Below are 25,043 nucleotides of genomic sequence, written 5' to 3' on the forward strand. Positions count from 1 at the left end.
CCTGTGATCGACAGGCCCGAGTTGCCGCTCGCGCGAGCCGTCGTCACCGTCACGTTCGCGCTCGGCTGCTTGGACAGCTTCACCTCGTACGTGGCCGTCTTGCCCTGCTGGACGCCCAGTTGGGTGGGCGTGGTGACCACGGTCGGGCCCGAGGCGACCGTGACGCCGACCGGGGTGGACTCGGCGGACGCGCCCAGGCTGTCGTACGCCTTGGCGATGAGCGAATGGCTGCCTACGGCCAGGTCGGTGGCGGAGAGCGTGTACGGCGCGCTCGTGTCCGTGCCCAGCAGCTTGGTGTCGTCGTAGAACTCCACCTTGCTGATCGTCGCGTTGTCCGCGGCCGCCGCCGTGGCCGCCAGCGGCACCGCCTCGCCCTGCGTGTAGACGGCGCCCGCGGTCGGGCTGGTCAGCACGGTGATCGGCGGCTGATGCGCGCCGACGCAGGGGGAGCCGTTGACCGAGAAGCTCGCGGGAGCGGCGTTCGTGCCGCTGTAGGTGAACTGCGCGCCCGTGCTGACCGCCGCGCCCGCGGCGATCGTCCCGTTGTACGAGGCGTTGTTCACCGTGATCTGCTGACCGGACTGCGCCCAGCTGCCGTTCCAGCCGTTCGACAGCTTCTGGTTGCCCGTGTAGGCGTACGTCAGCGTCCAGCCGTTGACGGCGTCCGTGCCGCGGTTGGTGAGGGTCACGTCCGCGGTGAAGCCGGAGCCCCAGTCGTTCGTCTTGTAGTCCACGCTGCACTGAACACCTGCTGCACGCGCGGCCGTCGCGCCGGTGGCCAGCATCGACAGGGGCAGGGCCAGTGCGGCCGCGGCGGCGGTCCACACCCGCCGAAGGGTCCTGCGTTTGCGTCCGGGATCCATGAACTGGTTCCTCCTAGCGGCTTGCGGCTCGGGGAAGGACAAGTCTTGGCCAGTGGGAGCGCTCCCATAATGGGGATGCGGGTGGCGGCGGTCAAGGAGCTTGAAGAGTCGAAAGCACAGAAGCGTTCAGTTCAAAGGAAGTTGAGCGTTCCCTCTGTGCAACCGCGCCGCTTGGCGCTAACTTCCTTCGCACCAGTGGGAGCGGTTCCAATCAGTCGACGCACCGATCACGGCGCGCCAAGCTGCAAGGAGTCGCTCATGCGACACCCCCCACCCTCACACCGCTCAGCTGCCGCAGCCGCAGACGCGCTCGTCGGCACGTCGGCCGTCCCGATGGTCCCGCAGCAGGGAGCGACACCCCGCGCGGTGGAGCACACCGTCGCCGGCCGGCGGCACAACGGCATCCAGGGATCGGTGAGAGTCACCGATGAGCATGCGGAAGCGGGCAGTGGGAAGCCCGCTCCCGTCCGCCGCCGACGGCGGGAGAACCACCGGGCACGCGAAGCCGGACCGACTCACCTGCTGACGGAGCGTCGGCAGCACCCCGAGCCGGAGCCGTACCCGGTGGCCTCCCGTGCCATGGTGCCGCGCAAGGGCCGCCCGAAGCGGTCCGACGACCCCGAATGACCCCGAACGACCCCGAACGACCCCGCACGGGCCGGTCCGCGACCACCGGACTGCACCAGTGAGCCCTTCCTGATCACCGACCACGAGCCGCACCGGCGTCGTGGGGCACCGAGCCGCGCGATCACCTGCGCCTGCTCAACCCGTGGAGAAATCCCCAAAGCAGAAGGAACCACTCTCATGAGTCGCACCAACACCTCCTTGCTCGCCGCGCTGGCGCTGTTGACCGGAGCCTCAGGAGCCGCGCTCCTCACGGCGCCGGCCGGGGCCGCCGCCGCCGTGCCCTGCACGGTGGACTACAAGGTGCAGAACCAGTGGGACACCGGCTTCACCGCCGCCGTGACGATCACCAACAACGGCGCTGCCAAGTCGGGTTGGTCGGTGAAGTGGTCGTACGCCGGCAACCAGAGGATCACCAACGGCTGGAACGCGAAGGTCACCCAGAGCGGGGCCGCCGTCACGGCCGCCAACGAGAGCTACAACGGCACGCTCGGCACCGGCGGTTCCGTCAGCTTCGGCTTCCAGGCCGCCTACAGCGGCGCCAACGCCGTTCCCGCCACCTTCAGCCTCGACGGCGTGACCTGCAACGCCGATGACGGAAGCGGATCGGGCGGCGGTACCGGCGGAGGCACGGGAGGCGGCACCGGCGGCGGCACGGGAGGAGGCACCGGTGGTGACACCGGCGGCAGTACGGGCGGGGGCACCGGTGGTGACACCGGTGGTGACACCGGCGGCAGTACGGGCGGGGGCACGGGAGGCGACGACGGCGGTGGCACGGACGGGCGTGTCGCCAACCCCTATGTCGGCGCCAAGGGTTATGCGAACCCCGAGTGGTCGGCCAAGGCCGCCGCCGAGCCGGGCGGCAGCCGCATCGCCAACCAGCCCACCGCCGTCTGGCTGGACCGGATGGCCGCCATCACCGGTGTCGCCGGCGGCATGGGCCTGCGCGCCCACCTGGACGAGGCGCTGAAGCAGAAGGGCTCCGGCGAGCTCGTCGTCCAGCTGGTCATCTACGACCTGCCGGGCCGTGACTGCGCCGCCCTGGCCTCCAACGGCGAACTCGGGCCGAACGACCTCGACAAGTACAAGAGCCAGTACATCGACCCGATCGCCTCGATCCTGTCCGACCCGAAGTACGCGGGCCTGCGGATCGCCACGGTCATCGAGCCCGACTCGCTGCCCAACCTGGTCACCAACGCCGGCGGCACCAACACCACCACCGACGCCTGCGTGACGATGAAGAGCAACGGCAACTACGAGAAGGGCGTCTCCTACGCGCTCGACAAGCTGGGCGCCCTCGCGAACGTCTACAACTACATCGACGCCGGCCACCACGGCTGGCTCGGCTGGGACAGCAACCTCGCCCCGTCGGTGCAGGAGTTCGCCAAGGTGGCGACCAGCAACGGCGCGAGCGTCCACGACGTGGCCGGGTTCATCGTCAACACCGCCAACTACAGCCCCGTCAAGGAGCCCAACTTCAAGGTCACCGACACGGTGGGCGGTCAGACGGTCCGCCAGTCGAAGTGGGTCGACTGGAACCAGTACGTGGACGAGCAGTCGTTCGCGCAGGGACTGCGGGACAAGCTCGTCGCCGCCGGGTTCGACTCCGGCCTCGGCATGCTGATCGACACCTCCCGCGACGGCTGGGGCGGCTCCGCCCGGCCCGCCGGTCCCGGCCCGACGACCTCCGTCGACGCCTATGTCAACGGCAGCCGGATCGACCGGCGCATCCACGCCGGCAACTGGTGCAACCAGAGCGGCGCCGGACTCGGGCAGCGGCCCACCGCGGCCCCGGCCGCCGGCGTGGACGCCTACGTGTGGGTGAAGCCGCCGGGGGAGTCGGACGGCAACAGCGCCGCCGTCCCCAACGACGAGGGCAAGGGCTTCGACCGCATGTGCGACCCCACCTACGGCGGCAACGCCCGCAACGGCAACAACCCCACGGGCGCACTGCCGAACTCGCCGCTCGCCGGACACTGGTTCTCCGCCCAGTTCCAGCAGCTGATGCAGAACGCCTACCCGCCGCTGCCGTGACCCCCTGACGCGGTGAGCGTCCGCCGGGTCCGGTCCTCGCGGAGGAGCGGACCCGGCGGAACCACGTGCGTACCGCCGCACCACCGCGTCGCGGCCGCCGCGGGCCGCCCTTCGCGCTTCCGGTCCCGGCTCTCTCCGGCGGTGAATCCCGCGTCATGGGCCAGGAGGGCGGCCTGGACGCGGTCGGTGACGTCCAGTGCGGTCAGGATGCGGCTGACGTGCGCCTTGACGGCGCGCGGTGAAGCCGTCCATGCGGGGCATGCGCACGTCGACGAGTGCGACGTCGATGCGGTGGGCGGTGGCCTGCTCGATCGCCTGGAGGCCGTCGGCGGCCCGGACGGCGCAGGCACGTCAGATCGGCTGGATCAGCCGTTGTACGGGGCGGTGACGTCCAGGACCCAGGTAACGCCGAAGCGGTCGCTGAGCATGCCGTACAGCGGTGCCCACTGCGCGGGCTCCAGCGGACGCACGATGGTCGAGCCCTCGGCGAGCTTGCCCCACAGGGCGCTGATCTCCTTGGCGTCGTCACCGCGTACGGAGACGAAGAACGGGTTCTCGCCCTGGTTCCAGGGCAGTGGCGAGGGCACGTCGTAGGCCATGACGTGGAAGCCGTTGTCGCCGGCCACCTCGCCCCACATCACCCAGTCCGCCTCGCTCTCGTTCTGCACGGCGCCCGCGTCCTTGTAGGTGACCGCGACAGTACGTCCGCCGAAGACGGACTGGTAAAAGTCCAGCGCCTCACGTGCAGCGCCCCGGAAGTTCAGGTGAGTGGTGGTCGTGACGGACATGACCTGCTCCTTGCCTCGATGTGGCGAATACGCCGCCGACCGTCCAAGCCCGGCGGCCGCCGTTACCAGGAGCGATGCCTCCCGGACGGCTCGTGTGCCACCCTGACGGAGGTAGAGGACAGGTTGTGTCCTCTACTGCAGTGAAAATGGATCGCATGCATAAAACCTCCTCCCGGCTGCTCGCGCTGCTCTCGCTGCTTCAGACGCACCGCGACTGGTCCGGCGAGGATCTCGCCGGGCGTTTGAGCATCACCTCGCGCACCGTGCGTCGTGACATCGACCGGCTGCGCGAACTCGGCTACCCGATCACGACGGTCAAAGGACCGGCCGGCGGCTACCGACTGGGGGCCGGCACTCACATGCCACCCATGCTGTTCGACGACGGCCAGGCCGTCGCCCTGGCCGTCGCGCTGCAGACCGCAGCCACCGGCACCACCGTCGCCGAAGACGCCACCCGCGCCCTGGCCACTCTCCGCCAGGTCATGCCACCCCGCCTACGTCACCGCATCGACCTGCTGCGCATCACCGCCGTCCAACCGCCCGCGACCCGCGACACTCCTCAGGCCGACATTCAGGTCCTGGTGGACCTGAGCCGCGCCATCCGCGCCCGCGAGGAACTGCGCTTCGACTACACCCCAGGACCGAGCGCCTCAGCCGATGACCCCCGCCGCGTACAACCCCACCACCTGGTCACCTGGCGTAATCGCTGGTACCTCGTAGCCTGGGACCTCGACCGCGAGGACTGGCGCACCTTCCGCGTCGGCCGCATCCGGCCCCGCACACCCACCGGCCCCCGCTTCGCCCCGCGCGAACTGCCCGGCGGCAACGTCTCCACCTTCATCACCAGCCGATTCCGCGGCAACGACGGCACCACCACCGACTGGCCCTGCCACGGCGAAGTCATCCTCCACCTCCCGGCCGCCAACGTCGCACCCTTCGCCCAGGACGGAATCGTCGAGGAACTCAGCCCCGGCCACTGCCGACTTATCCTCGGCTCCTGGTCATGGACCGGACTCGCCGCCGCCATCGGCCGCTTCGACACCGATATCGAAGTCATCGGCCCACCTCAACTGGCCACGGCATTCGCAGACCTCGCCGCCCGCTACGCTCGCGCCGCACGCACCACAGGACCAGAGATCGGTCCGACGCCGTGAGAACAGAACGCGCCGCGCCGCTCAAGCCCTCCCCACCTGCCGGACTGACCCAGCGCTCAGCCAGACGTGACCCGAGAACGCAGAAGAGGCTCGTGCGTCATGACGGGCCCTCAAGACCCTTCCACGTCAGACCCGGCGGACGCTGACGACGTCGAACGCCGCCCCTGCCCGAACGAGTCGACCGGCGCACCCAGTACACGGCCACCTCGCCGCACCTTGAGGCACCCGGCGGAGACCGGACTGTCCGTCCGCGACCTCCTGACCTTCCTCACCAGCCGGGCCTACGAGGACACAGACGCCGAGGCGGCACCGCAATGACGACCACGGCCCACCCCGCCCTGGACCGCGCCGCCGCGCGTCGAACGGATCGGCGACGTCTCTTGGTCTGCTTGCCGGGCCGGCGAGGCCAAGGGACGTCTGCCAAGGTCCCGGCCCGACAGCGGGAACGCGCCGTACGCCGCGGCAGTCGAGCGGTTACCTCACCGGCGCGGACATCGCCAAGTCCTCCGCGCGCATCGACCGGATCTCGCTGACGACGTGAGGTCGACCTCACCACGTCCCAGATGGCGCGCCTGGACGAGGTCAGCGCGATAGATCTCGGCTTCCCCCACGCCATGCTCGCCAGTGACCACATCCGCGTACAGACCCGCGGCGACCTGAAGATCCAGGCCCGCCATTGACGGACGCGCACGGGGGCGGCATCTCGCCGCCCCCGTGCGCGCCGGCAATCAAGCTTTGCCCCCTGTTCGGCGGTTGGAGCGCCATGTGACTCCCAGAGGGAGGGGCGCAGAGGTGGCCGCGTCCACGGGCCGTCGGGAAGCCATCGGTCCCGCCGGGGGCTGAGGAACGGCGGGACCGAGCCGTCGATCAGGCGCCGGCGGCGGCGAGATCACGCAGACGCCGGTCACCGTTCATGCTTGCCGTGGCCCGCACGACTTTGGCCTCACCCCACTTCCTCGCCGCTGCCGCGAAGGCGGGGTAAGTGGGCTGTTTGGACTGGAGGTTCACGTCGGTGGTCATCCAGCGCACCAGGTCCGCGGCGTCCTTGGTGCGTTCACCGGCGTGCGCGGAGACGAGGAGGGCGCCGCCGCCGACCTGTCCGGCGTACGGCTTGCTCTCGCCGGGCCAGGTCGGCATGGGGGCGGCCGCGATCCTGCCCTTGGGCACCTTGAACGCGGGGCCGAACATGAAGTCGCCGAACCAGGCGGGGGCGGGCAGCATCAGGATCTTCTCGCCCTCGCCGAACTTGGAGAAGGCGGGGTCGATGGGCACGACCGTGGTGACGGCCTTCTCCCGGGCGAGGGGCTGCAGCAGGTCGGCGACCCGGGTGCACTCGGGTCGGGTCAGGTCGATGTGGACCTTGGTGAGGCTGAGGGTGTCGCGGGTGGGGCAGCCGCTGCTGCCGAAGTAGATACCGGCGCCGTACTTGCCGTTGACGGCACCGACGATGGTGCCGGGGTGCTCCTTCGCCGCCTTGAGCCCGGTCCGCTGGTAAGCGGCCCAGGTGGTGGGCACGGAGTAGCCGTACCGCCGCATGAGAGTCCTGTCGTACCACAGGACGGTGGGGGAGATGTCGTTGCGCAGGCAATACGTCCTGCCGCCGAAGGTGCAGGTGTCGAGGGACCCCGGAGTGAAGCCGTCGCGGACGGACTTCGGGACCAGGGTGTCGAGCGGGGCCGCGTAGCCGAACTTCCGGCCGGCGAGGGTGGCCGCCTCGGCGGGGTTGGCGAGGAAGACGACGTCGGGCCAGCCGCTGCCGGTCCGGTTGGCGAGGGAGATCTTGGTGGGCACGTAGCCCGCGTCCGGCGGGATCGTCACGATCCGCAGTTTCAGGTCGGGGTGCTCCTTCCTGTACTGCTGGGCCGCGGGCATGCGGGTGTTGTCCACCCAGACGAGTAACTCCCCTTCGCCGCCGCCCGAACCGCCGTCGGCATGGCCACCGGTTCCTCCGCATCCGCAGAGCACCAGAGCCAGGGCCGCGGCCAGGGAAGCCGCGCGCCGTCTCTTCATGGGGGACCACCTTTTCACGGGGGAGCCGTATTCCGGGAACGAGGATTGCGATAAGTTTCGCAAAACGCGATCGCCCCGGAAACGTAGGAGATTCATCGGATGACGTCAACGGTTGGGACAAGATCCGACCAGGCGAGGCGGCGGACGCTGGCCGAAATCGCCCAACAGGCAGGCGTGTCGGTGTCCACAGTGTCCAAAGTGCTGCACAATAGGTCCGATGTTTCGGCGGAGACGCGGGCCAAGGTGCAGCGCCTGCTCGAACAGCACGGCTATCTCGCGAAACACCGCCCGTCGGCCACCGCGGCCCCGCCCGGCGGACTGATCGACTTCGTCATCAACGAACTCGACAGCCCCTGGGCGGTGGAACTCATCCGGGGCGCGGAGGACGTGCTGCACGACGCCGGAATGGGCATGGTCGTCTCCTCCACGCACGGCCGCACCAGACGCGCCCGGCAGTGGCTGGACTCCTTGGCCACCCGTCCGACCCGCGGAGCAATCCTCGTGGTGCCCGACCTGACGCCCGAACAGCACGACGAGCTGAACCGGTTGGGCATTCCGTACGCGCTGGTCGCACCGATCGACGAGCCCGCCCCCGGCACGCCCTGGGTGGGCACGACCAACTGGCCCGGCGGACTGGCCGCGACCCGCCACCTCGTCGAGCTGGGCCACCGCCGCATCGCGATCATCAGCGGCCCGGAGCGTCGGCTCACCTCACGGGCACGGGTCGACGGCTACCGTTCGGCACTGACCGAAGCCGGCCTGCCCTTCGACCCGCGGCTCGTGCGCTACGGCGACTTCACCCACGGCCTCGCGCACCAACACGCCCTTGAGCTGCTGGCGTTGCCCGACCGTCCGACGGCGATCTTCGCGGGCAGCGACCACCAGGCCCTCGGCACCTACCGGGCCGCCGCCGAACTGGGGCTGCGCGTCCCGGTCGACGTCAGCGTGGTCGGCTTCGACGATCTGCCCTTCGCCGACTGGGTCACCCCCCGCCTGACGACGATCCGCACCCCCCTGGCCGACATGACCGCACTGGCCGCCCGGATGGTGCTGCGCCTGCTGGCCGGCGAACAACCGGAGACGACCCGCGTGGAGGTGGCGACTGAACTCATGATCCGGGAGAGCACCGCCCGACCGCCGGCGCCGTGAGCGCGGTGGCGCCGCGGAAGCGGTGCGTCGCGGGTCGGACCGGCGCGTCGACGGCTGCTCGGGTCCCCACGGTCGCGCTCGCGCGGCACCGCCGGCGCACCTGATCACGGAGGAGGGGGAGGCGGATGGCGAACATGCCCAGCCATCCTGTGCGCTGCTGCTCGAGGGCGGCGGTGATCACCAGGGCCGCCGCCGCGGCGTTCTGCACTACCTCGCCGACCGATTTGCAGAGGTTGATCTGGTGCGTCGAGCCGCGTCCCGTTTTCCTGCCGAGGGCGAGTTCGCCCAGTTCGGCGTGCACGTGCTGGGCCGTGATGAGGCCGCCGCGGATCGGCATCGGGAGGTCGTTGCTGCCCGCCGGGCAAGGGGCCAGCGCAGCTTGCCGCGATTCGGCGCATCGACGTCAACGCCGTGCATCCGAGCAGACGCCTGGAGACCGTCGTGGAAAAGGATTTGAGGCGGCCGCGCCCCGCTGCTACTTTCCCGGTGGACCGTGACATCGTCGTATGGAGGTGAGCCCCCGTGAACACAGTTACCCGTGGGTGCTCCCTCAACCCGTCACGGTCCGGCGGCTGACGTTCGGTGTCGCCAGGAGCGCCTGAGATCGAGGCACTCCTGGAAGGGGACTCCGATGAATGCAAAAATTTGCACCGCAGGCCGTGGCGAGAACGCGGTGATGATCACGCGCGTCGCAGACCGGCAGTGGCATGCACTGGATGACGACCTGGTGGTCGGCCGGGGGCATGCGCAGCACCGGCCCGACGGACGCCTGTTCGTCAGCATCGACGCCTGGCACGAGGCCGCCTTCGACCGGCTGGCCGAGGCGATGCTGACGGAACTGCCGGCGCCGCTGTACACGGTGGTCGACGAAGCCGACGCCGAGCTGACGGCGGGCTGGCGGCGAGCCGGGTTCGCGGTCCGGCGCCGCGAGTGGGAGTACGTCGTGCCGACCGACCCGCGCGTCACCGGGCTCGAAGCGGTCCTGCCGCCTTCGGGCGTGACGATCGTGCCCGCCGGTCAGGCGGACGAGCGTCTGCTGAGGGCGGTGGACCGCGCCGTCCGTGCGGAAGTCGAGGCGACCGTCGGCTGGCGGTCGATGCCCGCGGAGGTCATTGCCGGCCTCGAAGGCGACACCGTCGTCGACCCGTCGAAGTACGCGGTGGCCGCGGCGCCGGACCGTTACCTGGGCCTGATCCGGGTGGTGAGGGTGAAACGGCCGCGCATCGGGCTGGTCGCGGTCCGGGCCGACGAGCAGCGCCGCGGCATCGCGCGGGCGTTGCTGGCCCACACGCTGGGCACGCTGCACCGCGCCGGGGCCGCAGAGGCCTGGACCGAGGTACACGAGTCCAACCGGGCGGCCTCGGCGCTGTTCGAAGGCATCGGCGCCCGGCCGACGGGCAGCAACCTGGAGCTGGTGCGATGACCGGGAACAGGAACGTCATCGAGGTCGAGGGCCGGGTCGTCGAGTGTCTGCGCAGCGCCATGTTCACCGTGGAGCTGGAGAACGGCCATCAGGTGCTCGCGCACATCAGCGGGAAGATCCGCAAGAACTACATCAGGATCATGCTGGAAGACCGGGTGCTGGTGGAGCTCCCGCCGTACGACCTGACGCGCGGCCGGATCGTCTTCCGGTACCGGAACTAGCGGCTGCCCGCTCGGATCACCCCGCTGACAGGTCCCGCCGGTGCCCTGTGACCTGATCCGGACGACAGGACCAGGCGGGGCGGGGCTCGGCGCCTGACGCGACGGCTGATCCTCGGGTCCCGGTCACCGCGCTTCGGTGACCGGGACCCACCGAGGTCGATGACGCCTCACCGCCGGTGTGCACCGGGAACAGCCGGTGCGCCCGGCGTCGTTGCAGTGGTACGAGACCGCCGTGGTGGACGGCGGGCGCCCCGAGATCGGCAGGCTGTCCCGACGTGATCCACGGCCCCGGGTCCGCGGTACGCCCGTCGTCCGACGTCCGATACTGAGGGGCGCCCCCTCGACGCCCGCCGCGGACTCGGACCGGGGCCTTTTCACACAGGAGGACTGATTCATGACCGACTCACCCTTGACGCTCATGGCGGTACACGCCCACCCCGACGACGAGGCCACGGGAACAGGAGGCGTCCTCGCGCGATACGCGGCGGAGGGCATGCGCACGGTCCTCGTGACATGTACCGACGGCGGTTGCGGTGACGGGCCCGGAGGTGTCAAGCCGGGCGATCCCGGGCACGATCCGGCGGCGGTCGCCCTCATGCGACGTCAGGAACTCGAGGCGAGCTGCAGAATCCTGAAGATCAGCCACCTGGAGATGCTGGACTACGCCGACTCCGGGATGATGGGCTGGCCGACCAATGACGCCCCCGGGGCCTTCTGGCAGACCCCCGTGGCGGAGGGCGCCGCCCGACTCGCGGAACTCTTCCGGCGCTACCGTCCCGATGTCGTCGTCACCTATGACGAGAACGGCTTCTACGGTCACCCCGACCACATTCAGGCCAACCGCATCACGATGGCGGCGCTGGCGATGTCCGAGCTGACACCGAAGGTGTACTGGACGACGGCTCCCCGCTCGATGATGCAGCGGTTCGGGGAGGTCATGCGCGAGTTCGGAATGGAGGGACAGGAGCCGGATCCCGCCGAGGCCGCCGCGATGGCCGAGATCGGACTCCCCGACGAGGAGATCACCACCTGGGTGGACACGTCCGCCTTCGGCGGCCAGAAGTTCGATGCGCTGGCCGCGCACGCCAGCCAGGGCGAGAACATCTTCTTCCTCAAGATGGGCCAGGAGAAGTTCACCGAGTTGATGGGCGTCGAGACCTTCGTACGCGTCCAGGACACCACCGGCGCGGCCGTCCCCGAGAACGACCTCTTCGCCGGACTGCGCTGACCCGCCCGCCCACCGTCTGCCCGGGCCGCCGCCGACCGGGAGGACCGCTCCGGGCACGGAGGCGGCGCGGTCGCTGAACAGCCTGGCGCCGACCTGGCGATCTCGCCCGGGGCCGGCCGCCGAGAAGGTCCAGGGGTAGTCCGGCGTCCGGCGGGTACCCGCGTCCGGCGTGCCTCGGCAGACGGGAGCCCGCGGCAAATGGTGCTTCGAAGCAAGAGGAGATGGAATGCGGCTCCGCGAGTCGGCTCTGGCGTTGGCCTCCCGGTGTACCGCCGAGATACTGGCCGGCCGATACCGCCTGGACGCTCCCATCGGTTCGGGCGGCGCGGCAGACGTCCACCGTGGCTTCGACCTGCGGCTGAGGCGCGCGGTCGCGGTGAAGGTGTTCCGGCCCGGCACCGGGCTCGAATCGGAGAAGGGCCTCGAGAGCGAGTCGGTGATCCTCGCCCGACTGCAGCATCCCGGGCTGGTCACGGCCTACGACGCAGGACGGCATGACGGCCGCGCCTATCTGGTCATGCAACTGATCGAAGGCTCCACGCTCAAAGCCCGCATCGCCGAAGGCGCCCTGTCCTGCGAAGAGACCGCGTCGCTGGGCGCCGACCTCGCACGGGCCCTGGCTCACGCCCACGAGGCGGGGGTCGTTCACCGTGACGTCAAACCGTCCAACATCCTTCTCGACGCCTCGGGTCGCCCTTACCTGACCGACTTCGGCATCTCCCGGCTGGTCGACGCCACCACCCGCACCGCCACCGGCACCCTCGTCGGCACCGCCGCGTACCTCTCGCCGGAACAGGTGCTCGGCCGGCCCGTCGGCCGGCCCGCGGACGTCTACGCCCTCGGACTCGTGCTCCTCGAATGCCTCACGGGCAGGCTCGAGTACGGCGGCGGCCCTCTCGAAGCGGCGATAGCGCGACTCCACCGCCCGCCCGAGCTGCCCGGCGCGCTGCCCGGCGAACTCGCCGTCCTGCTCCGGGACATGACCGCTCTGGACGAGCAGAGCCGTCCGTCGGCCCTCGACTGCGCCCGCATGCTGGCCGGCCTGGCCGGTGAGGCCCCCTTCGCGCCCGCCGCGCCGACCGCTCCGGCGGCCGGTGCCACGGCTTCGGCACGGAGTGGGGAACCGGCGTACGACGACGCGACGCACCTGGACGCGTTGCCGGCTCCGGAGCGAGCCGCCGCGAAGGCCGCTCCCGCACGTGGCCGGGTCCTCGTGGTGGGCGGAACCGTCGCGCTGGCCACGGTCATGGCCGCCGCTTTCGCCGTCACCGACGGCTTCCCGCACCACGGAAGCGACGGGAACACGACACGGGCGGTCACCCGGCCTGCCGAGAGCACCGGCCCCGACGGTCGCTCCGCCGGCAGGGACGACGCCTCCGCGAGCCCCGAGATGCCCTCGGCTTCGGCCCCGGACACCTCCGACGGACTCCTCCACGACGCCACTTCCGCACGGAGTGTCCGGCCTCCGTCCGGCAGCGCGAGCCCGAGGCCGGTCAACGCGACAGTCACGTCCTTCGACAGCACGTCCGGCAGCGGAGCACAGGCCGGGCGGAAGCCGACGGCGCCCGGCAAACAGTCCGGCGACCCGGAGAAAGCCGAGAAGGCTGATAAGACCGAGAAATCCGATAAGGCCGATAAAGTTGATAAGACCGGGAAGGCGGAGAAAGTCGAGAAGGTGACGTCGAAAGGGGAGAAGCACCCGAAGCCGGGCGAAACCGGCTGACGGGGGGGCACTCCCGGGACCGGCCGCCGCGCCGAACGCCGACGACTCCGTGGTGTGCGTCGAGGTCCAGGGCATGCCGGTGAGCGTGTCGGCGACGGTGTTCCGGGACGTCGCTTACGAAGGCGCCCGCGCCGTTCTGCCCCTGGGCGCCTACACGTACTACAGGCTCGTCAACCGCATCAACGGCATGGTCGCCGACGGCTGGGGCTCCACCGGCAACGGTGACCCGGCCCGGCAGAAGGCATGGGACGGCAGCGACACCCAGCAGTGGCGGATCACCCACCGGGGCCAGGGCCAGTACTCGATCGCCAACCGCGGCACGGGCCTGGTCCTCGACGGCGGTGGAATGGTCGTCGCAGGGGTCCGTGACCAAGCAGTGGACGTGGCAGCAGAGCACCAACCTGCTGTGGATTTTCAGCCCGGTCGCCTGACACCGGGGGGGTGTGCGGTCCATTTCTGGTGGGGGCCGCCTGTGCGGTCCCGGATGATGACCTTGGTGCCGTCGGCCGTGCTCGGCCAGGTGCGCGAGCACGGACACGGTGCGGTAGGCGGCGGCCGACCGGTCGGCGGGAAGGCCACGACGTACGTGAACTGGCCGTTGACCTGGATGGTCGCCCTCGGGGGGTGCCGGAGCCGTCGGCGCAGGTGATGTCGACCAGCTTCGTGCCGGCCGTGGCGGGCAAAAGCGTCCACTCGTCCGGTATGTCGGACATGACGGAAAACCCCGGGTGGGAAACCGGCGTGTGTCGGTGGCGATCGGCGCGCTGCCGTTATACCGTTGTGATCAGCAGTCGTGGTTCCGAAGTTCTGTTCGCCCGTGATCGCCGTCGCGGGCGTTCTTGCTGTTCAGCGCCTCTCCGGACCAGGGCGATCACCTCCCGGTCGCGCAGGGTGCGCGCCCGGTTTCCCTCGAAGGAGACAGTCATGGCCAAGGGCACTGTGAAGTGGTTCAACAGCGAGAAGGGCTTCGGCTTCATCGAGCAGGAGGGTGGCGGCCCCGACGTGTTCGCCCACTACTCCAACATCGCCAGCCAGGGATTCCGTGAGCTGCAGGAGGGCCAGAAGGTCGAGTTCGACGTCACCCAGGGCCAGAAGGGCCCGCAGGCGGAGAACATCCGCCCCGCCTGACGCCGGCCTCGGTCCGACCCGGCATCCCGACTCGGGGATGCCGGGTCGGACCGTATCTGTGAGGGCCCGGCGGACGCGAGCCGGATCCGGATCCGCTCGCTGTCGGTGGCCAGGTACACCTCGAAGACCTGCGGGTCCTCCGCGTTCCAGGGCCGTACCGCCGTCAAGGCGAACTCGCCCTCGGACGGCTGATCGTAAACCCCGAGATGCCTGCCGTGCCGGGCCGTGCCGGGCGAGCCGCGTTCCGTGCGGTGTCACAGCATCTCGAAGTCCTCGTACTCGAAGCCCGGCGCGACGACGCAGGTCACCAGGACCGGCTGGTCGCCGGCCGGCTGTGCGGTCTGCCAGACGCCGGCCGGCACGAGGAACTGCGGCTGCTGACCGTGCTCGACATCGGGCCCCACCACGGCGACGGCCGTTTCCTGTGGAGCGGCCCCGCCGCCCCCGAGCCGCAGTGTCAGCGGGCCGCCCCGGTGCCACAGCCAGAGCTCGTCCGAACGCACCCGGTGCCAGCGGGAAACCTCGCCGGGGTGAAGGAGGAAGTAGATGCCGGTCGCGAAAGGGCGCGGCCCTGCGTACCCGTCCGGAACCGCTGTCGGTCCGGTCCGCCATGTCTGCCGAAACCAGCCGCCCTCGACATGCGGTTCCAGTCCAAGGCGCACCACCAGCTCGGAAATCTCACTCATGAACAGACATGCTGACGCATGACAGCCCCTCCGGTCCCCGTCGTCGGAGGCGTCAGACGGCGATGATCTGCCACTGCTCCTCAGGCGCGCGGCTGTAGGCGAACTGGTTGATGTTGGCGCCGTCGGCGGTCGAGCCTCCGTCGACGTTGAGGGACAGTCCGCTGAACCGGTTGGTGAGGTAGTAGTGACCGTCGCCGGTCGGCGTGACCGCCCAGTGCTGCTGGGGAACGTTGCTGTCGCTGTACAGGGAGACGTTCCCGCCGTCCACCCGCGAGAGTCCGGCCACCTCCATCAGCTTGCCGCTGTTCACGTTCCTGATCTCGTAGTAGCCGTCTCCGGTGGAGGCGAAGGTCCACTTCTGGGCGGTGTTGTTCAGCCACGGCCACTGCTGGATGTTGGCGCCGTTGGCGGTGCCGAAGTTGTAGACGTCGGCGACTTTGCCGCTCTTGCGGTTGACGATGCGGTAGACCGTGCCGTCGCCCGGGAGGACGCTCGACACCAGGGCCGGCTCGGCCGTCCGGCCGCCGATCCTGACGCCGGCCATGTTGGCGTAGCCGCCGGTGGCCGCGTTGGCCTGGATCCGTACGAAACCCACGTTCCGGGAGGGCCATTCGGCCACCTTGGTGGCGCGGTCGCCGGCCCAGGAGCCGGTGGCGACCTGGGTGAAGTTCGTGCCGTCGGTGCTGGTGGAGACGGTGTACGAGGTGATGTCGCCGTCAGTGGCGTTGTCGCGGTTCCACTGCTTGGGCAGGTACTCCAGGGTGGAGACGTTGCTCCACACCCCGCCCAGGTCGATCGTGATCGAGTGGGGCAGGGCCGGGGACAGTCCCCACGTCGACCAGCAGGTCTGGTAGCCCTTGTCGCTCAGCCCGTCGATGGCGTTGAGCGGCCCCTCGCCGGTGTGGAAGCCGGTGGCGTAGGCGCTGACCGGGGTCACGGGGTGTTCGGTGCGGGGAGTCTGGGCGGGCAGTGGCGGGCGGGAGGTGTTCGGGCTCCATGCCGCACCGACTTCGGCGAGCCGGTTGACGATATTGGCGTCCAGCTTGCCGTTGCGGTTGGGTGGGCAGTTGAGGATGAACGAGGTGTACTTCGGTTCCAGGTCCGCCAGATGAGACAGGATCGCGTCCCTGCTCAGCAGGCCCTCGGTCGGCGTGGAGGGATGCCAGAACCAGCCGTTGCTGATCGTCTGTCCCTGCGTGGCGGCGTAGGTGTTCCCGGCCGGCGCGGTGATGCCCAGCGGCTCCTCGAAGTAGATCGCGTCACCGAGGAAGGGCACCGACAGTCCACCGTGGTCGATCATGACGATGTCCGGCTGGAGTGACTTCACGTGCTTGCGGATCCGCTGGTAGGAGACGGCCTGTTGGCCCATCTGCCACGCGTAGCCGTCGGTGACGAACATGTCGATGGTGCCGTAGTTGGTGAGCAGTTCGGTGATCTGACCCAGGATGAAGGTCATGTCGCCCGGCTGGATGGCGTCGGTGGTGTCGAGCCCGGTCACCTTGTGCCGGTTCTCCCATGCCTCGACGCCGAAGGTGCGGTCCCATATCGAGTAATAGAGTCCGACCTTCAGTCCCTTCGCCCGGAAGGCGTCGCAGTACGCCTGGACGACGTCGTGCTTGTAGGAGCTGTTGGCGACGTTCTGGGTGCCGTAGGCGCTCGGCCACAGGGCGAAGCCGTCGTGATGCTTGGTCGTCAGGATTCCGTAGCTCATCTTCGCCGCCGCGGCGGCGGCCGCCCACTGGGCACAGTCCACCGCAGTGGGCGCGAACAGGGCGGGGTTCTGGTTCGGGGCGGCCCACTCCTCGTTGGTGAACGTGCCCAGGCTGAAGTGGTTGAACATGCCGAACCGCATGTTCACCAGGTTTTCCAGATTGGTCTGGGAGTCCGCGGCGGCCGCCTTCGCCAGCAGGGGCGACAGCGCGGGGATCATGGGCAGCGCGGTCGCGGCCACGGCGGCACCTGCGGCGCCCAGCAGTGTGCGACGGGACAGTCTTCCTGACGGCATGGGCTTCCTGGGTGTTGGGTTACGGATGTTACGCATGAAGTTCGGCCATGTGACCCGTCTGTGTCAACGGGCGTGCAGGGATGAACTGCCGTCCAGGCCAAGCCATTCTGACTGTTAAAGCCATAATGACACGTTTCGTTCACTGCTAGACATCGCATGTCTGGCGACACCGCTCGCCCCGGGGTTCCCTCTCGGATTCGATTCGCCGGGTCGCCGGGTCGCCGGGTGGCCGGGTGGCCGGGTGGCCGGGTCGCCGGGTGGCCGGGTGGCCGGGTGGCCGGGTGGCCCGGTGGCCCGGTGGTCGGGCCCGGGTTGGCGTGGGGCCGTGCTCCGGCAGGAACGCCGTGCGTGACACGTTCGCCGAGCGCGCGACCCGCCTTCTGCGCTACCGCGGACCACTCCTGCCGGAGGCATTGACGCACCCTGCGTCCCCCACTTAACGTCTGCCCGACCCTACGAACGTCGTTCTATATATCGGACAACTCGCCTCGGCGGAACGGGAGTCGGCTGCGCAGACTTCCCGGCTCGCCCTGGAAGCACACCGGCACGGTGCGACAGCAGTCAGGACCTGGAGGCGGACGCCCTCCCCCCCCCGCTGAGACCGGGCTCCCCCTGCCGCGTCGCCTTGGCCCTTCCACCCGACGGCGGCATCGGCACAACGACAGGAGACGTATATGTCCGCGCTGCGCGCACGGCTGTCGGCGATGTTGCTCGCCGCGTGCCTCCTCTTCACGGGCCAGGCCCTGACCACACCCCAACCGGCCGCCGCCGCCGACCCCGGCTACCTGATGGTCCACTTCACCGGGGAGGGGGCGACCAACCAGCAGATGTACCTCTCGCACAGCACGGACGGCGTGCACTGGAACGACCTCAACGGGGGCGGGATGGTCCTGCGCTCCACGGTCGGCACGAAAGGCGTGCGCGACCCCGCGTTCGTGAGATCGCCTGACGGCAGCAAGTACTGGATCATCGCGACCGACCTGTGCATCTCCTGCGGGCAGAGCTGGAGTCAGTCCATCAACGACGGCAGCCGCAACCTCGTGGTGTGGGAGTCGACGGACCTGGTCACCTGGTCGCAGCCGCGGCTGCTGAACGTCGCCGGCGCCATCCCCGACGGACGCAACGCGTGGGCTCCGGAGGCGATCTGGGACCCGGCCGGCAACGACTACATCCTGTACTGGGCGACCAACGTGCCCTTCAACGGCGCGACGAAGCACCGCATCTTCTACGCCCACACCCGCGACTTCCGCACCATCACCACCCCGCAGATCTACATCGACCGCCCCGGCACACAGGAAATCATCGACACGCAGATCATCGAGGTGCCGGCGGGCGTCGGCAACTACCGCTACGTGCGGGCCTCCGGCGACGGTCAGATCACGCTCGAAGGCAGCAACTCGATCCTCGGGACGTGGACGAACCTCGGCAACCTCTCCGGCATCGGCCTCACCGGCTCCCAGGTCGAGGGCCCGATGTGGATGAAGTTCAACGGCACCGGCAAGTGGGCCCTCTATCTCGACCAGTACGCGTCCGGCGGTGGCTACATGCCGGTTCTCACGACCGACCCGTCCAATCCCGCCGCCTACCAGAAGCAGGCGGCGAGCAACTACACCATGGGCGGCACGAAGAAGCGTCACGGCTGGATCCTGAACCTGACGGCCGCCGAGGAGAGCCGTGTGCTCGCACGCTGGCCCGACACCGCGACCAACCGGCTCCAGTCGTACAACTTCCAGGACCGGTACGTGCGGCAGACCGACTTCGACGTGCGCATCGACGCGAACGTCAGCCCTGTCCAGGACTCCCAGTTCCGGCTCAGGACGGGCCTCGCGGGCGCCGGCACCGTCTCCTTCGAGTCGGTGAACTTCCCCGGCTACTTCCTGCGCCACTCCGACTACGACTTCCAGCTGGCCTACAACGACGGCAGCGGCCAGTTCGCCCAGGACGCGACCTTCCGTCAGGTCGCCGGACTCGCCGACTCCACCTGGTCGTCCTTCCAGTCGTACAACTACCCGGACCGGTACATCCGCCACTACGCCTACGAGCTGCGGCTGGACCCGATCACCACCGCGACCGGCCGCAGTGACGCCACCTTCCGCGTGACCGGCTGACCCGACCCCGACAGGGATGCGGGCGTCTTCACGTCCCCCTCGCTCGCCCGGTGGCCCGCACCGCGAAGCCCCACGGGCCACCGGCCCGGTCGACGCACGCGCGGAGTCGGGCCCCATCGCTTCGACAGTTCGACCGGTCTTCGACGGCGTCGACCGGAGCCCGCTCACTCAAGGGTCACGAGGTCCCCATGCACAGTGGAAGTTTCTGCCATGGGCATCTGTCCGCGGCCCCGGCCGCCGCGGTCGCGGTCCTGGTCACGCTGGCGGCGATGCTCGTCGCCGCCCCGGCCCGGGCGGCCACCAGCGGCGCCTTGCGCGGTGGGGGTTCCGGCCGGTGTCTCGATGTGCCGAACGCCGGCCAGAGCGACGGCACGAACCTGCAGATCTGGGACTGCTCGGGCGGGACCAACCAGCAGTGGACGTCGACGGACAGCAGCCAGCTCACCGTGTACGGAACCAAGTGCCTGGATGTTCCGGGCCACGCCACCGCGTCCGGCACCCGGGTCGTGATCTGGAGCTGCAACGGCGGTGCGAACCAGCAGTGGCGGGTGAACTCCGACGGCACGGTCGTCGGAGCGGACTCCGGGCTGTGCCTGAGCGTCACCGGCGCGGGCACGGCCAACACCACGCCGGTGGAGATCTCGACGTGCAACGGCGGCAGCAACCAGAAGTGGACCGGCCTCTCCCCGTCGTCGGGTGGCACGTGTTCTCTTCCGTCGACGTACCGGTGGACGTCGACGGGCGCGTTGGCGCAGCCCGGGAACGGCTGGGCCTCGCTGAAGGACTTCACCGACGTGGTCTACAACGGCAAGCACCTGGTCTACGGGACGAACTACTCGGGATCGTCGTGGGGTTCGATGATGTTCAGTCCCTTCACGAACTGGTCGGACATGGCCTCGGCCGGCCAGGCCGGCATGAGCCAGTCCGCGGTGGCGCCCACGCTGTTCTACTTCGCGCCCAAGAACATCTGGGTGCTGGCGTACCAGTGGGGTGCGTGGCCGTTCATCTACCGCACGTCCAGTGACCCCACCAACCCCAACCGCTGGTCCGCGCCCCAGCCGCTGTTCACCGGCAGCGTCTCCGGCTCCGGCACCGGCCCGATCGACCAGACCCTGATCGCCGACGGCCAGAACATGTACCTGTTCTTCGCCGGCGACAACGGCAAGATCTACCGGGCGAGCATGCCGATCGGGAACTTCCCCGGCGACTTCGGTTCCTCGTACACGACCGTCATGAGCGACACGGCGGACAACCTGTTCGAGGCGCCGCAGGTCTCCAAGGTCCAGGGCCAGAACCAGTACCTCATGATCGTCGAGGCTAAGGGAGCGAGCCAGGTGCGCTACTTCCGTTCGTTCACGGCCTCCAGCCTGAACGGTTCGTGGACCCCGCAGGCCGCCAGTGAGAACAACCCCTTCGCGGGCAAGGCGAACAGCGGCGCCAACTGGACCAACGACATCAGCCACGGTGACCTGGTCCGCGACAACCCCGACCAGACCATGACCGTCGACCCCTGCAACCTGCAGTTCCTGTACCAGGGCAAGTCCCCCGCCACACCCGCGAACACCCCTTACGAGCAACTGCCGTACCGGCCGGGCGTCCTGACCCTGCAGCGCTGACCCGCCCGATCCACGGTCATCGCGCCGTGGCGCGGTCCGCCGACGCATGCCCGAGCGGGCTGCGCCTGGGCGGCTCCACCAGCTGACCGATGCTCACCGCACCGGGGAACCCCAGCCGTGCGCCGGCCGGGGTTCCTGACGTCAAATGTCGGACGGGGTGGAGGACAAGGGAGGGGAATCGAGGGCATCCCCCTTTACGTCGCGACGCGTCCCTGACCGCCGAGCAGCTGATGGCCGCGTGTCAGGACGTCACGCGCGGGCCCGTGGCGCCGCCGCTCGACGCCGACTGCTCGGTCTGCTCGGTCTGCTTCGTCTGCTCCGTCTGCTCCTGACGAGGCTTCGCGACGTGCCGGCGACCGGGCAGGACGGCGATGACGACGAGCGTGCCGACGGCCATGATGACGCCGCCGACGAGACTGGTGTGAGCGATGGAACGGGCGAAGGACTCGTGCACGGCCCCGAGCAGGGCCTGGGCTTGTCCGGCGCCGCCCCGGGGGTTCTGCGCGAGGTGCTCGGCGACCGCGATGCCACCGCCCACCGAGTCGCCGGCGGTGTCCGTCGCGGAGGCCGGGAGCCGGCCGCCGACCAGCTCGGTCAGCCTGTCCTTGTACGAGGTGGCCAGGAGCGAGCCGAGGACGGCGATGCCCAGGGAGCCGCCGAGTTCCAGCGCGGTGTCGTTGGCGCCGCCGCCGACGCCCAGCTCGCTCTCGGGGAAGGAGCTCATGACGGTGTCCGTGGCGGGGGACAGGCTCAGTCCGATGGCGAAGCCGAGCAGCAGCAGCGGAGCCAGGAAGTCGGTGTACGAGGAGCCCGACTCGATCCGGGTGAGGAGGAAGACGCCCGCCGTGCCGATGACCATGCCGGTGCCGACCGTCAGCCTCACGCCCAGCCTGGGGGCCAGCGTGCCGGTGACCGCGGCGCCGACGAACACGGCTCCGGCGAGGGGCAGCAGCCGGATGCCGGTCTCCAGCGCGTCGTAGCCGAGGACGAACTGCAGGAACTGCGTGGAGTAGTAGATCGAGCCGAAGGCGCCGAAGAAGAAGAACAGCACCGCCGTCATCGAGCCGCTGAAGGGGCGCTCGGCGAACTTGCGCACGTCCAGCATGGGGTGGGGGTGGCGCAGTTCCCAGGCCACGAAGGCCGGCAGGCCCACGCCGGCCACGACGGCGGCGCTGATCGGACCGGCGCCCCAGCCGAAGTGCGGGCCCTCGATGGCCGCGTAGACCAGGCAGCCGACCGAGACGATGGACAGCAGACCGCCGACGTAGTCGATGCGGCCCATGCCCGCCGCCTTCGACGGCGGCACGAGTGCCAGCGTGCCGATGACGCCGAGGACGGCGACGGGCACGTTCATGAGGAAGGCGGAGCCCCAGGCGTGGCTCTCCAGCAGCCAGCCGGCCGCCAGGGGGCCGGCGGCGATGGCGAGTCCGGAGGTGGCGGACCAGGCCGTGATGGCCTTCGCGCGCTCCGCCCTCGGGAAGATCGCCACGAGCAGGGAGAGGGTGGCCGGCATGACCACGGCGGCGCCGACACCCATGACGGCGCGGGCGGTGACGACGAGGCCGGTCCCGTCGACCAGGCCGCCCATCACCGCACCACCGGCGAAGATCAGCAGGCCCAGCACCAGCGCGCCGCGACGGCTGTACTTGTCGCCGACCGCGCCGAGCACCAGCATCAGCGCGGCGTACGGGACGGTGTAGCCGTCGATGACCCACTGCAGGTCGCTGCTGGACAGGCCCAGGTCCCGGGTCATGTCCGGCGCGGCCACGACCAGTGACGTGTTCGCCATCACGACGATCAGCAGGCTCAGGCAGAGCACCAGCAGGGCCCACCAGCGCCTCGGGTACGGCTCGGTCATCTTCTCGGCGGGTGTGCTCGCGAAGAGCGGCATCGAGGGCTCCTGGACAGCAGGTGAAGCGAAGGCTTCAGGAGTGGGGTGATCGGTGCGCGCGGGCGCGGCCATCCCCGGGAAGCGCCGGGGGCCATTAATTGCCCATCAGTGTGCAGATTACCTAGCTGCCCATTGATGTGCAACCAGGGATCGGCAGTGTCAGTCGGTCTGATGAATTCATCACTTCCTTCCGTGGGCGTCTTGACGATGAGAGTGTCAAACTTGATGATTTACTCATCAAGGCGATGCCGCTCGGAGGGCACCATGTCTGAAACCTGCGTCCACGGGCCTGACGCCAAGACGGCCCACCAGGACCTGCACAGCGAACGGGGAGCTTTGCGGGGCGAGCGTCCCGGCCGCTCCCGGAACGCCGTGATCAAGGTCGCGGACCTGGCCTGACTGGAGTTCGAGAAGCCCGACCTCGACCGGGCGGAGGTCTTCGCCCGGGACTTCGGGTTCGGTGTGGCCGCCCGCACGGAGCGGGAGCTGTGGCTGCGCGGCACCTTCGCCGGCTCGCCGTGCATGGTGATCCGGCGCGGCCGGACCTCCCGTTTCATCGGCCCGGCGTTCCGCGCGGCGGAGCGCGCCGACCTGGACCGCCTGGCCCGCGCCACCGGCTCCGACGTACGGGACGCGGACGTGCCCGGCGGCGGCAAGGCGGTCGGTCTGCTCGATCCCTCCGGCTTCCCGGTGCGCGTGGTGCACTGCGGCGAGCGGTTGCCGGCGCTGCCCGACCAGCAGCCGCTGCTCCTCGACTTCGGCGCCGCTCACCGTCGTACGAATGCCACACAGCGTCCGCCGCGGGAGCCGTCCCGCATTCAGCGGCTGGGCCATGTCGTCCTGGAGACACGGGTGTTCGGCCGGGCGCTGGACTGGTACCTGGACACCCTCGGCATGATCGTGTCGGACTTCCTGTTCCTGGACGGGCAGCGCGACCGCGGGCCGGCCATGGCGTTCATCCGCTGCGACCTCGGCGGCGTGCCGGCCGACCACCACACGCTGGCGATGCACCTCGGGCCCGGCACGGGATACGTCCACTCCGCCTACCAGGTCACCGACCTGGACTCGATCGCCGCCGGCGGCGAGTACCTCAAGGAGCGTGGCTACCGGCGCAGTTGGGGCATCGGCCGGCACGTCCGGGGCAGCCAGCTCTTCGACTACTGGCGCGACCCCGACCGCTTCATGCTGGAGCACTTCGCCGACGGAGACCTGTTCTCCGACGACGTCGAACCCGGCTGGGCCCCCATGTCGACGAGCGGTCTGTCCCAGTGGGGACCGCCCGCCACCCGCGACTTCCTCGGCGCGAGCCCCTCCCCGCAACGGATCCGCGACGTCGTCCGGGCCTTGCGCGACGACAACGAGATGGACCCGGCACGTCTGCTGGGCCTGCTCAAGGCCGCCACGTCCTGAACCCCCCCACCCCCTCACGAAAGTACTGACATGAGCACCAACGTCCTGCGCACCGCCGACGGATGGTGGGTGGTCCGCGGCGAACGGGCCGTCCCCGTCGGCACCGAGGCCGCCACCACCGCCGAGCTGATCGCCGACCGGGCCGCCGTACGCGAGGCGGCTCTCTCGGCCGAGCCGGGCACGCCCGTCGCCGCCCTGACCCTCCTCTCGCCGGTCACCACCCCCTGCCGGGTCGTCGCCCAGATGGTCAACTACCGCAGCCACGCCCGCGATTCCGGATTCACGGGCGACATTCCGCCCGCCTTCTTCCGTAAGGCGTCCGGCTCGGTCAGTGGTCCCGGCGACGCCGTCATACGGCCCTCGCATGTGCGGTTCCTCGACTACGAGGTCGAGCTCGGGCTCGTCATGGGGGCATCCCTGCCCGTCGGTACGGTGGTCGAGGAGCGGGACCTGGCTTCGTACGTCGCCGGCCTGGTGATCACCGATGACGTCAGCGCGCGCGACGTCCAGCTGACGAAGACGCAGTTCTACGAGAGCAAGTCGTATCCGACCTTCACCCCGACCGGCCCGTACCTGGCCCTGCTGGAGCCGGCGGACTTCGACCGTCTCCCCGACCTGCGGCTGAAGCTGTCGGTCAACGGCGAGCCGCGTCAGGACCGCACCCTCGCCGACATGATCGTCCGTCCGGCGCAGGCCCTGACCCTGCTGGCCCGGTTCCAGACCCTCGACCCGGGCGACCTGCTGCTCACCGGCACGCCCGGCGGCACGGCCCTCAAGGCTCCGCCGAAGCCGGTCGAGAAGATCGGCGCGCTGCTGCCGCCCACCGTGAAATGGAAGGCGTTCTTCACGTCCCAGGCCAAGAACCCGCACTACCTGCACGCGGGTGACGTGATCACGGCGACCATCGCGACCCCGGACGGCCGGATCGACCTCGGCGAGCAGCGCACGCCCGTCACGGACGCGCAGCAGGACCCGAGGTGAG

Annotated in this window: 22 protein-coding genes and 1 pseudogene; 15 read left to right on the forward strand and 8 right to left on the reverse strand. The window is 69.8% G+C overall.

Going from position 1 to position 25,043, the window contains the following annotated elements; genetic code table 11:
- The coding region (locus Sri02f_RS38920; protein WP_174855797.1) for a cellulose binding domain-containing protein at positions 1-863 on the reverse strand (863 nt) is incomplete at its 3' end.
- Between the two features lie 258 nt (positions 864-1,121).
- On the opposite strand from Sri02f_RS38920, the gene Sri02f_RS38925 reads away from it, so the two are divergent.
- Entirely contained in the window at positions 1,122-1,490 is a 369-nt protein-coding gene (locus tag Sri02f_RS38925; protein WP_159106864.1) for a hypothetical protein, read from the forward strand.
- A gap of 177 nt (positions 1,491-1,667) precedes the next feature.
- The gene (locus Sri02f_RS38930; RefSeq protein WP_109006023.1) at positions 1,668-3,521 is read left to right on the forward strand and encodes a glycoside hydrolase family 6 protein; all 1,854 of its coding nucleotides are present in this window, start codon (positions 1,668-1,670) and stop codon (positions 3,519-3,521) included.
- A 153-nt stretch (positions 3,522-3,674) separates the two neighbouring features.
- On the opposite strand, the gene Sri02f_RS44305 is transcribed toward Sri02f_RS38930, so the two are convergent.
- Together Sri02f_RS44305 and Sri02f_RS38945 are read right to left on the reverse strand one after the other, a co-directional pair.
- Positions 3,675-3,833: a response regulator gene (locus tag Sri02f_RS44305; protein WP_373865172.1), complete on the reverse strand. Its 159-nt coding sequence runs from the start codon at positions 3,831-3,833 to the stop codon at positions 3,675-3,677.
- A 53-nt stretch (positions 3,834-3,886) separates the two neighbouring features.
- The gene (locus Sri02f_RS38945) at positions 3,887-4,309 is read right to left on the reverse strand and encodes a VOC family protein (protein WP_109006024.1); all 423 of its coding nucleotides are present in this window, start codon (positions 4,307-4,309) and stop codon (positions 3,887-3,889) included.
- A 155-nt stretch (positions 4,310-4,464) separates the two neighbouring features.
- Here Sri02f_RS38945 and Sri02f_RS38950 point away from each other — a divergent pair, with 155 nt between their 5' ends.
- Entirely contained in the window at positions 4,465-5,463 is a 999-nt protein-coding gene (locus Sri02f_RS38950; protein ID WP_109006025.1) for a helix-turn-helix transcriptional regulator, read from the forward strand.
- Between the two features lie 867 nt (positions 5,464-6,330).
- Here Sri02f_RS38950 and Sri02f_RS38960 read toward each other — a convergent pair.
- Complete coding sequence (locus Sri02f_RS38960) at positions 6,331-7,473, reverse strand: ABC transporter substrate-binding protein (RefSeq protein ID WP_109006026.1); 1,143 nt, start codon at positions 7,471-7,473, stop codon at positions 6,331-6,333.
- 99 nt (positions 7,474-7,572) lie between these two features.
- On the opposite strand from Sri02f_RS38960, the gene Sri02f_RS38965 reads away from it, so the two are divergent.
- Positions 7,573-8,622, forward strand: a complete 1,050-nt coding sequence (locus Sri02f_RS38965; RefSeq protein WP_167467702.1) for a LacI family DNA-binding transcriptional regulator — start codon at positions 7,573-7,575, stop codon at positions 8,620-8,622.
- Here the strand turns inward: Sri02f_RS38965 and Sri02f_RS38970 are convergent.
- A complete protein-coding gene (locus Sri02f_RS38970) occupies positions 8,582-8,959 on the reverse strand; it encodes a hypothetical protein (RefSeq protein WP_109006027.1) in 378 nt (125 codons plus the stop codon). The genes Sri02f_RS38965 and Sri02f_RS38970 overlap by 41 nt on opposite strands.
- Positions 8,960-9,253: 294 nt before the next feature.
- Between Sri02f_RS38970 and Sri02f_RS38975 the strand changes: the two genes are divergently transcribed.
- The 6 genes and pseudogenes from Sri02f_RS38975 to Sri02f_RS39000 all read left to right on the forward strand — a co-directional run bounded on the left by Sri02f_RS38975 (position 9,254) and on the right by Sri02f_RS39000 (position 14,345).
- Positions 9,254-10,045 (forward strand): GNAT family N-acetyltransferase, encoded by a 792-nt coding sequence (locus Sri02f_RS38975; RefSeq protein ID WP_109006028.1) that lies wholly within the window; start codon positions 9,254-9,256, stop codon positions 10,043-10,045.
- A complete protein-coding gene (gene infA, locus Sri02f_RS38980; RefSeq protein WP_109006029.1) occupies positions 10,042-10,266 on the forward strand; it encodes a translation initiation factor IF-1 in 225 nt (74 codons plus the stop codon). Before Sri02f_RS38975 ends, infA begins: the two co-directional genes overlap by 4 nt.
- Positions 10,267-10,660: 394 nt before the next feature.
- The gene (locus Sri02f_RS38985; RefSeq protein WP_109006030.1) at positions 10,661-11,494 is read left to right on the forward strand and encodes a PIG-L family deacetylase; all 834 of its coding nucleotides are present in this window, start codon (positions 10,661-10,663) and stop codon (positions 11,492-11,494) included.
- A gap of 226 nt (positions 11,495-11,720) precedes the next feature.
- Positions 11,721-13,217, forward strand: a complete 1,497-nt coding sequence (locus Sri02f_RS38990) for a serine/threonine-protein kinase (RefSeq protein ID WP_109006031.1) — start codon at positions 11,721-11,723, stop codon at positions 13,215-13,217.
- A 157-nt stretch (positions 13,218-13,374) separates the two neighbouring features.
- Positions 13,375-13,648 (forward strand): annotated as a pseudogene (locus Sri02f_RS38995) (RICIN domain-containing protein); the annotation flags it as partial.
- Between the two features lie 493 nt (positions 13,649-14,141).
- Entirely contained in the window at positions 14,142-14,345 is a 204-nt protein-coding gene (locus Sri02f_RS39000; protein WP_069768673.1) for a cold-shock protein, read from the forward strand.
- A 254-nt stretch (positions 14,346-14,599) separates the two neighbouring features.
- On the opposite strand, the gene Sri02f_RS39005 is transcribed toward Sri02f_RS39000, so the two are convergent.
- On the reverse strand, positions 14,600-15,031 hold the full coding sequence (locus tag Sri02f_RS39005; RefSeq protein WP_109006032.1) for a cupin domain-containing protein: 432 nt from the start codon (positions 15,029-15,031) through the stop codon (positions 14,600-14,602).
- A gap of 52 nt (positions 15,032-15,083) precedes the next feature.
- The gene (locus Sri02f_RS39010) at positions 15,084-16,961 is read right to left on the reverse strand and encodes an RICIN domain-containing protein (RefSeq protein WP_245971001.1); all 1,878 of its coding nucleotides are present in this window, start codon (positions 16,959-16,961) and stop codon (positions 15,084-15,086) included.
- A 749-nt stretch (positions 16,962-17,710) separates the two neighbouring features.
- Here Sri02f_RS39010 and Sri02f_RS39020 point away from each other — a divergent pair.
- Positions 17,711-19,144: a glycoside hydrolase family 43 protein gene (locus tag Sri02f_RS39020; protein WP_109006035.1), complete on the forward strand. Its 1,434-nt coding sequence runs from the start codon at positions 17,711-17,713 to the stop codon at positions 19,142-19,144.
- Between the two features lie 188 nt (positions 19,145-19,332).
- Positions 19,333-20,760 (forward strand): non-reducing end alpha-L-arabinofuranosidase family hydrolase, encoded by a 1,428-nt coding sequence (locus Sri02f_RS39025; protein WP_109006036.1) that lies wholly within the window; start codon positions 19,333-19,335, stop codon positions 20,758-20,760.
- A gap of 241 nt (positions 20,761-21,001) precedes the next feature.
- Here Sri02f_RS39025 and Sri02f_RS39030 read toward each other — a convergent pair whose 3' ends face one another.
- Entirely contained in the window at positions 21,002-22,651 is a 1,650-nt protein-coding gene (locus tag Sri02f_RS39030) for an MFS transporter (RefSeq protein ID WP_109006037.1), read from the reverse strand.
- Between the two features lie 264 nt (positions 22,652-22,915).
- Here Sri02f_RS39030 and Sri02f_RS43765 point away from each other — a divergent pair, with 264 nt between their 5' ends.
- The 3 genes from Sri02f_RS43765 to Sri02f_RS39040 are packed head-to-tail and all read left to right on the forward strand — an operon-like array spanning position 22,916 to position 25,042.
- Complete coding sequence (locus tag Sri02f_RS43765) at positions 22,916-23,050, forward strand: hypothetical protein (RefSeq protein ID WP_281261925.1); 135 nt, start codon at positions 22,916-22,918, stop codon at positions 23,048-23,050.
- Positions 23,051-24,061 (forward strand): VOC family protein, encoded by a 1,011-nt coding sequence (locus tag Sri02f_RS39035; protein WP_245971002.1) that lies wholly within the window; start codon positions 23,051-23,053, stop codon positions 24,059-24,061.
- Positions 24,062-24,091: 30 nt separating this feature from the next.
- Complete coding sequence (locus tag Sri02f_RS39040; RefSeq protein WP_109006038.1) at positions 24,092-25,042, forward strand: fumarylacetoacetate hydrolase family protein; 951 nt, start codon at positions 24,092-24,094, stop codon at positions 25,040-25,042.
- Position 25,043: the final 1 nt, after the last annotated feature.

It is taken from the genome of Streptomyces rishiriensis, from assembly GCF_003112535.1.
In the GTDB taxonomy this organism is placed as follows: domain Bacteria; phylum Actinomycetota; class Actinomycetes; order Streptomycetales; family Streptomycetaceae; genus Streptomyces; species Streptomyces rishiriensis.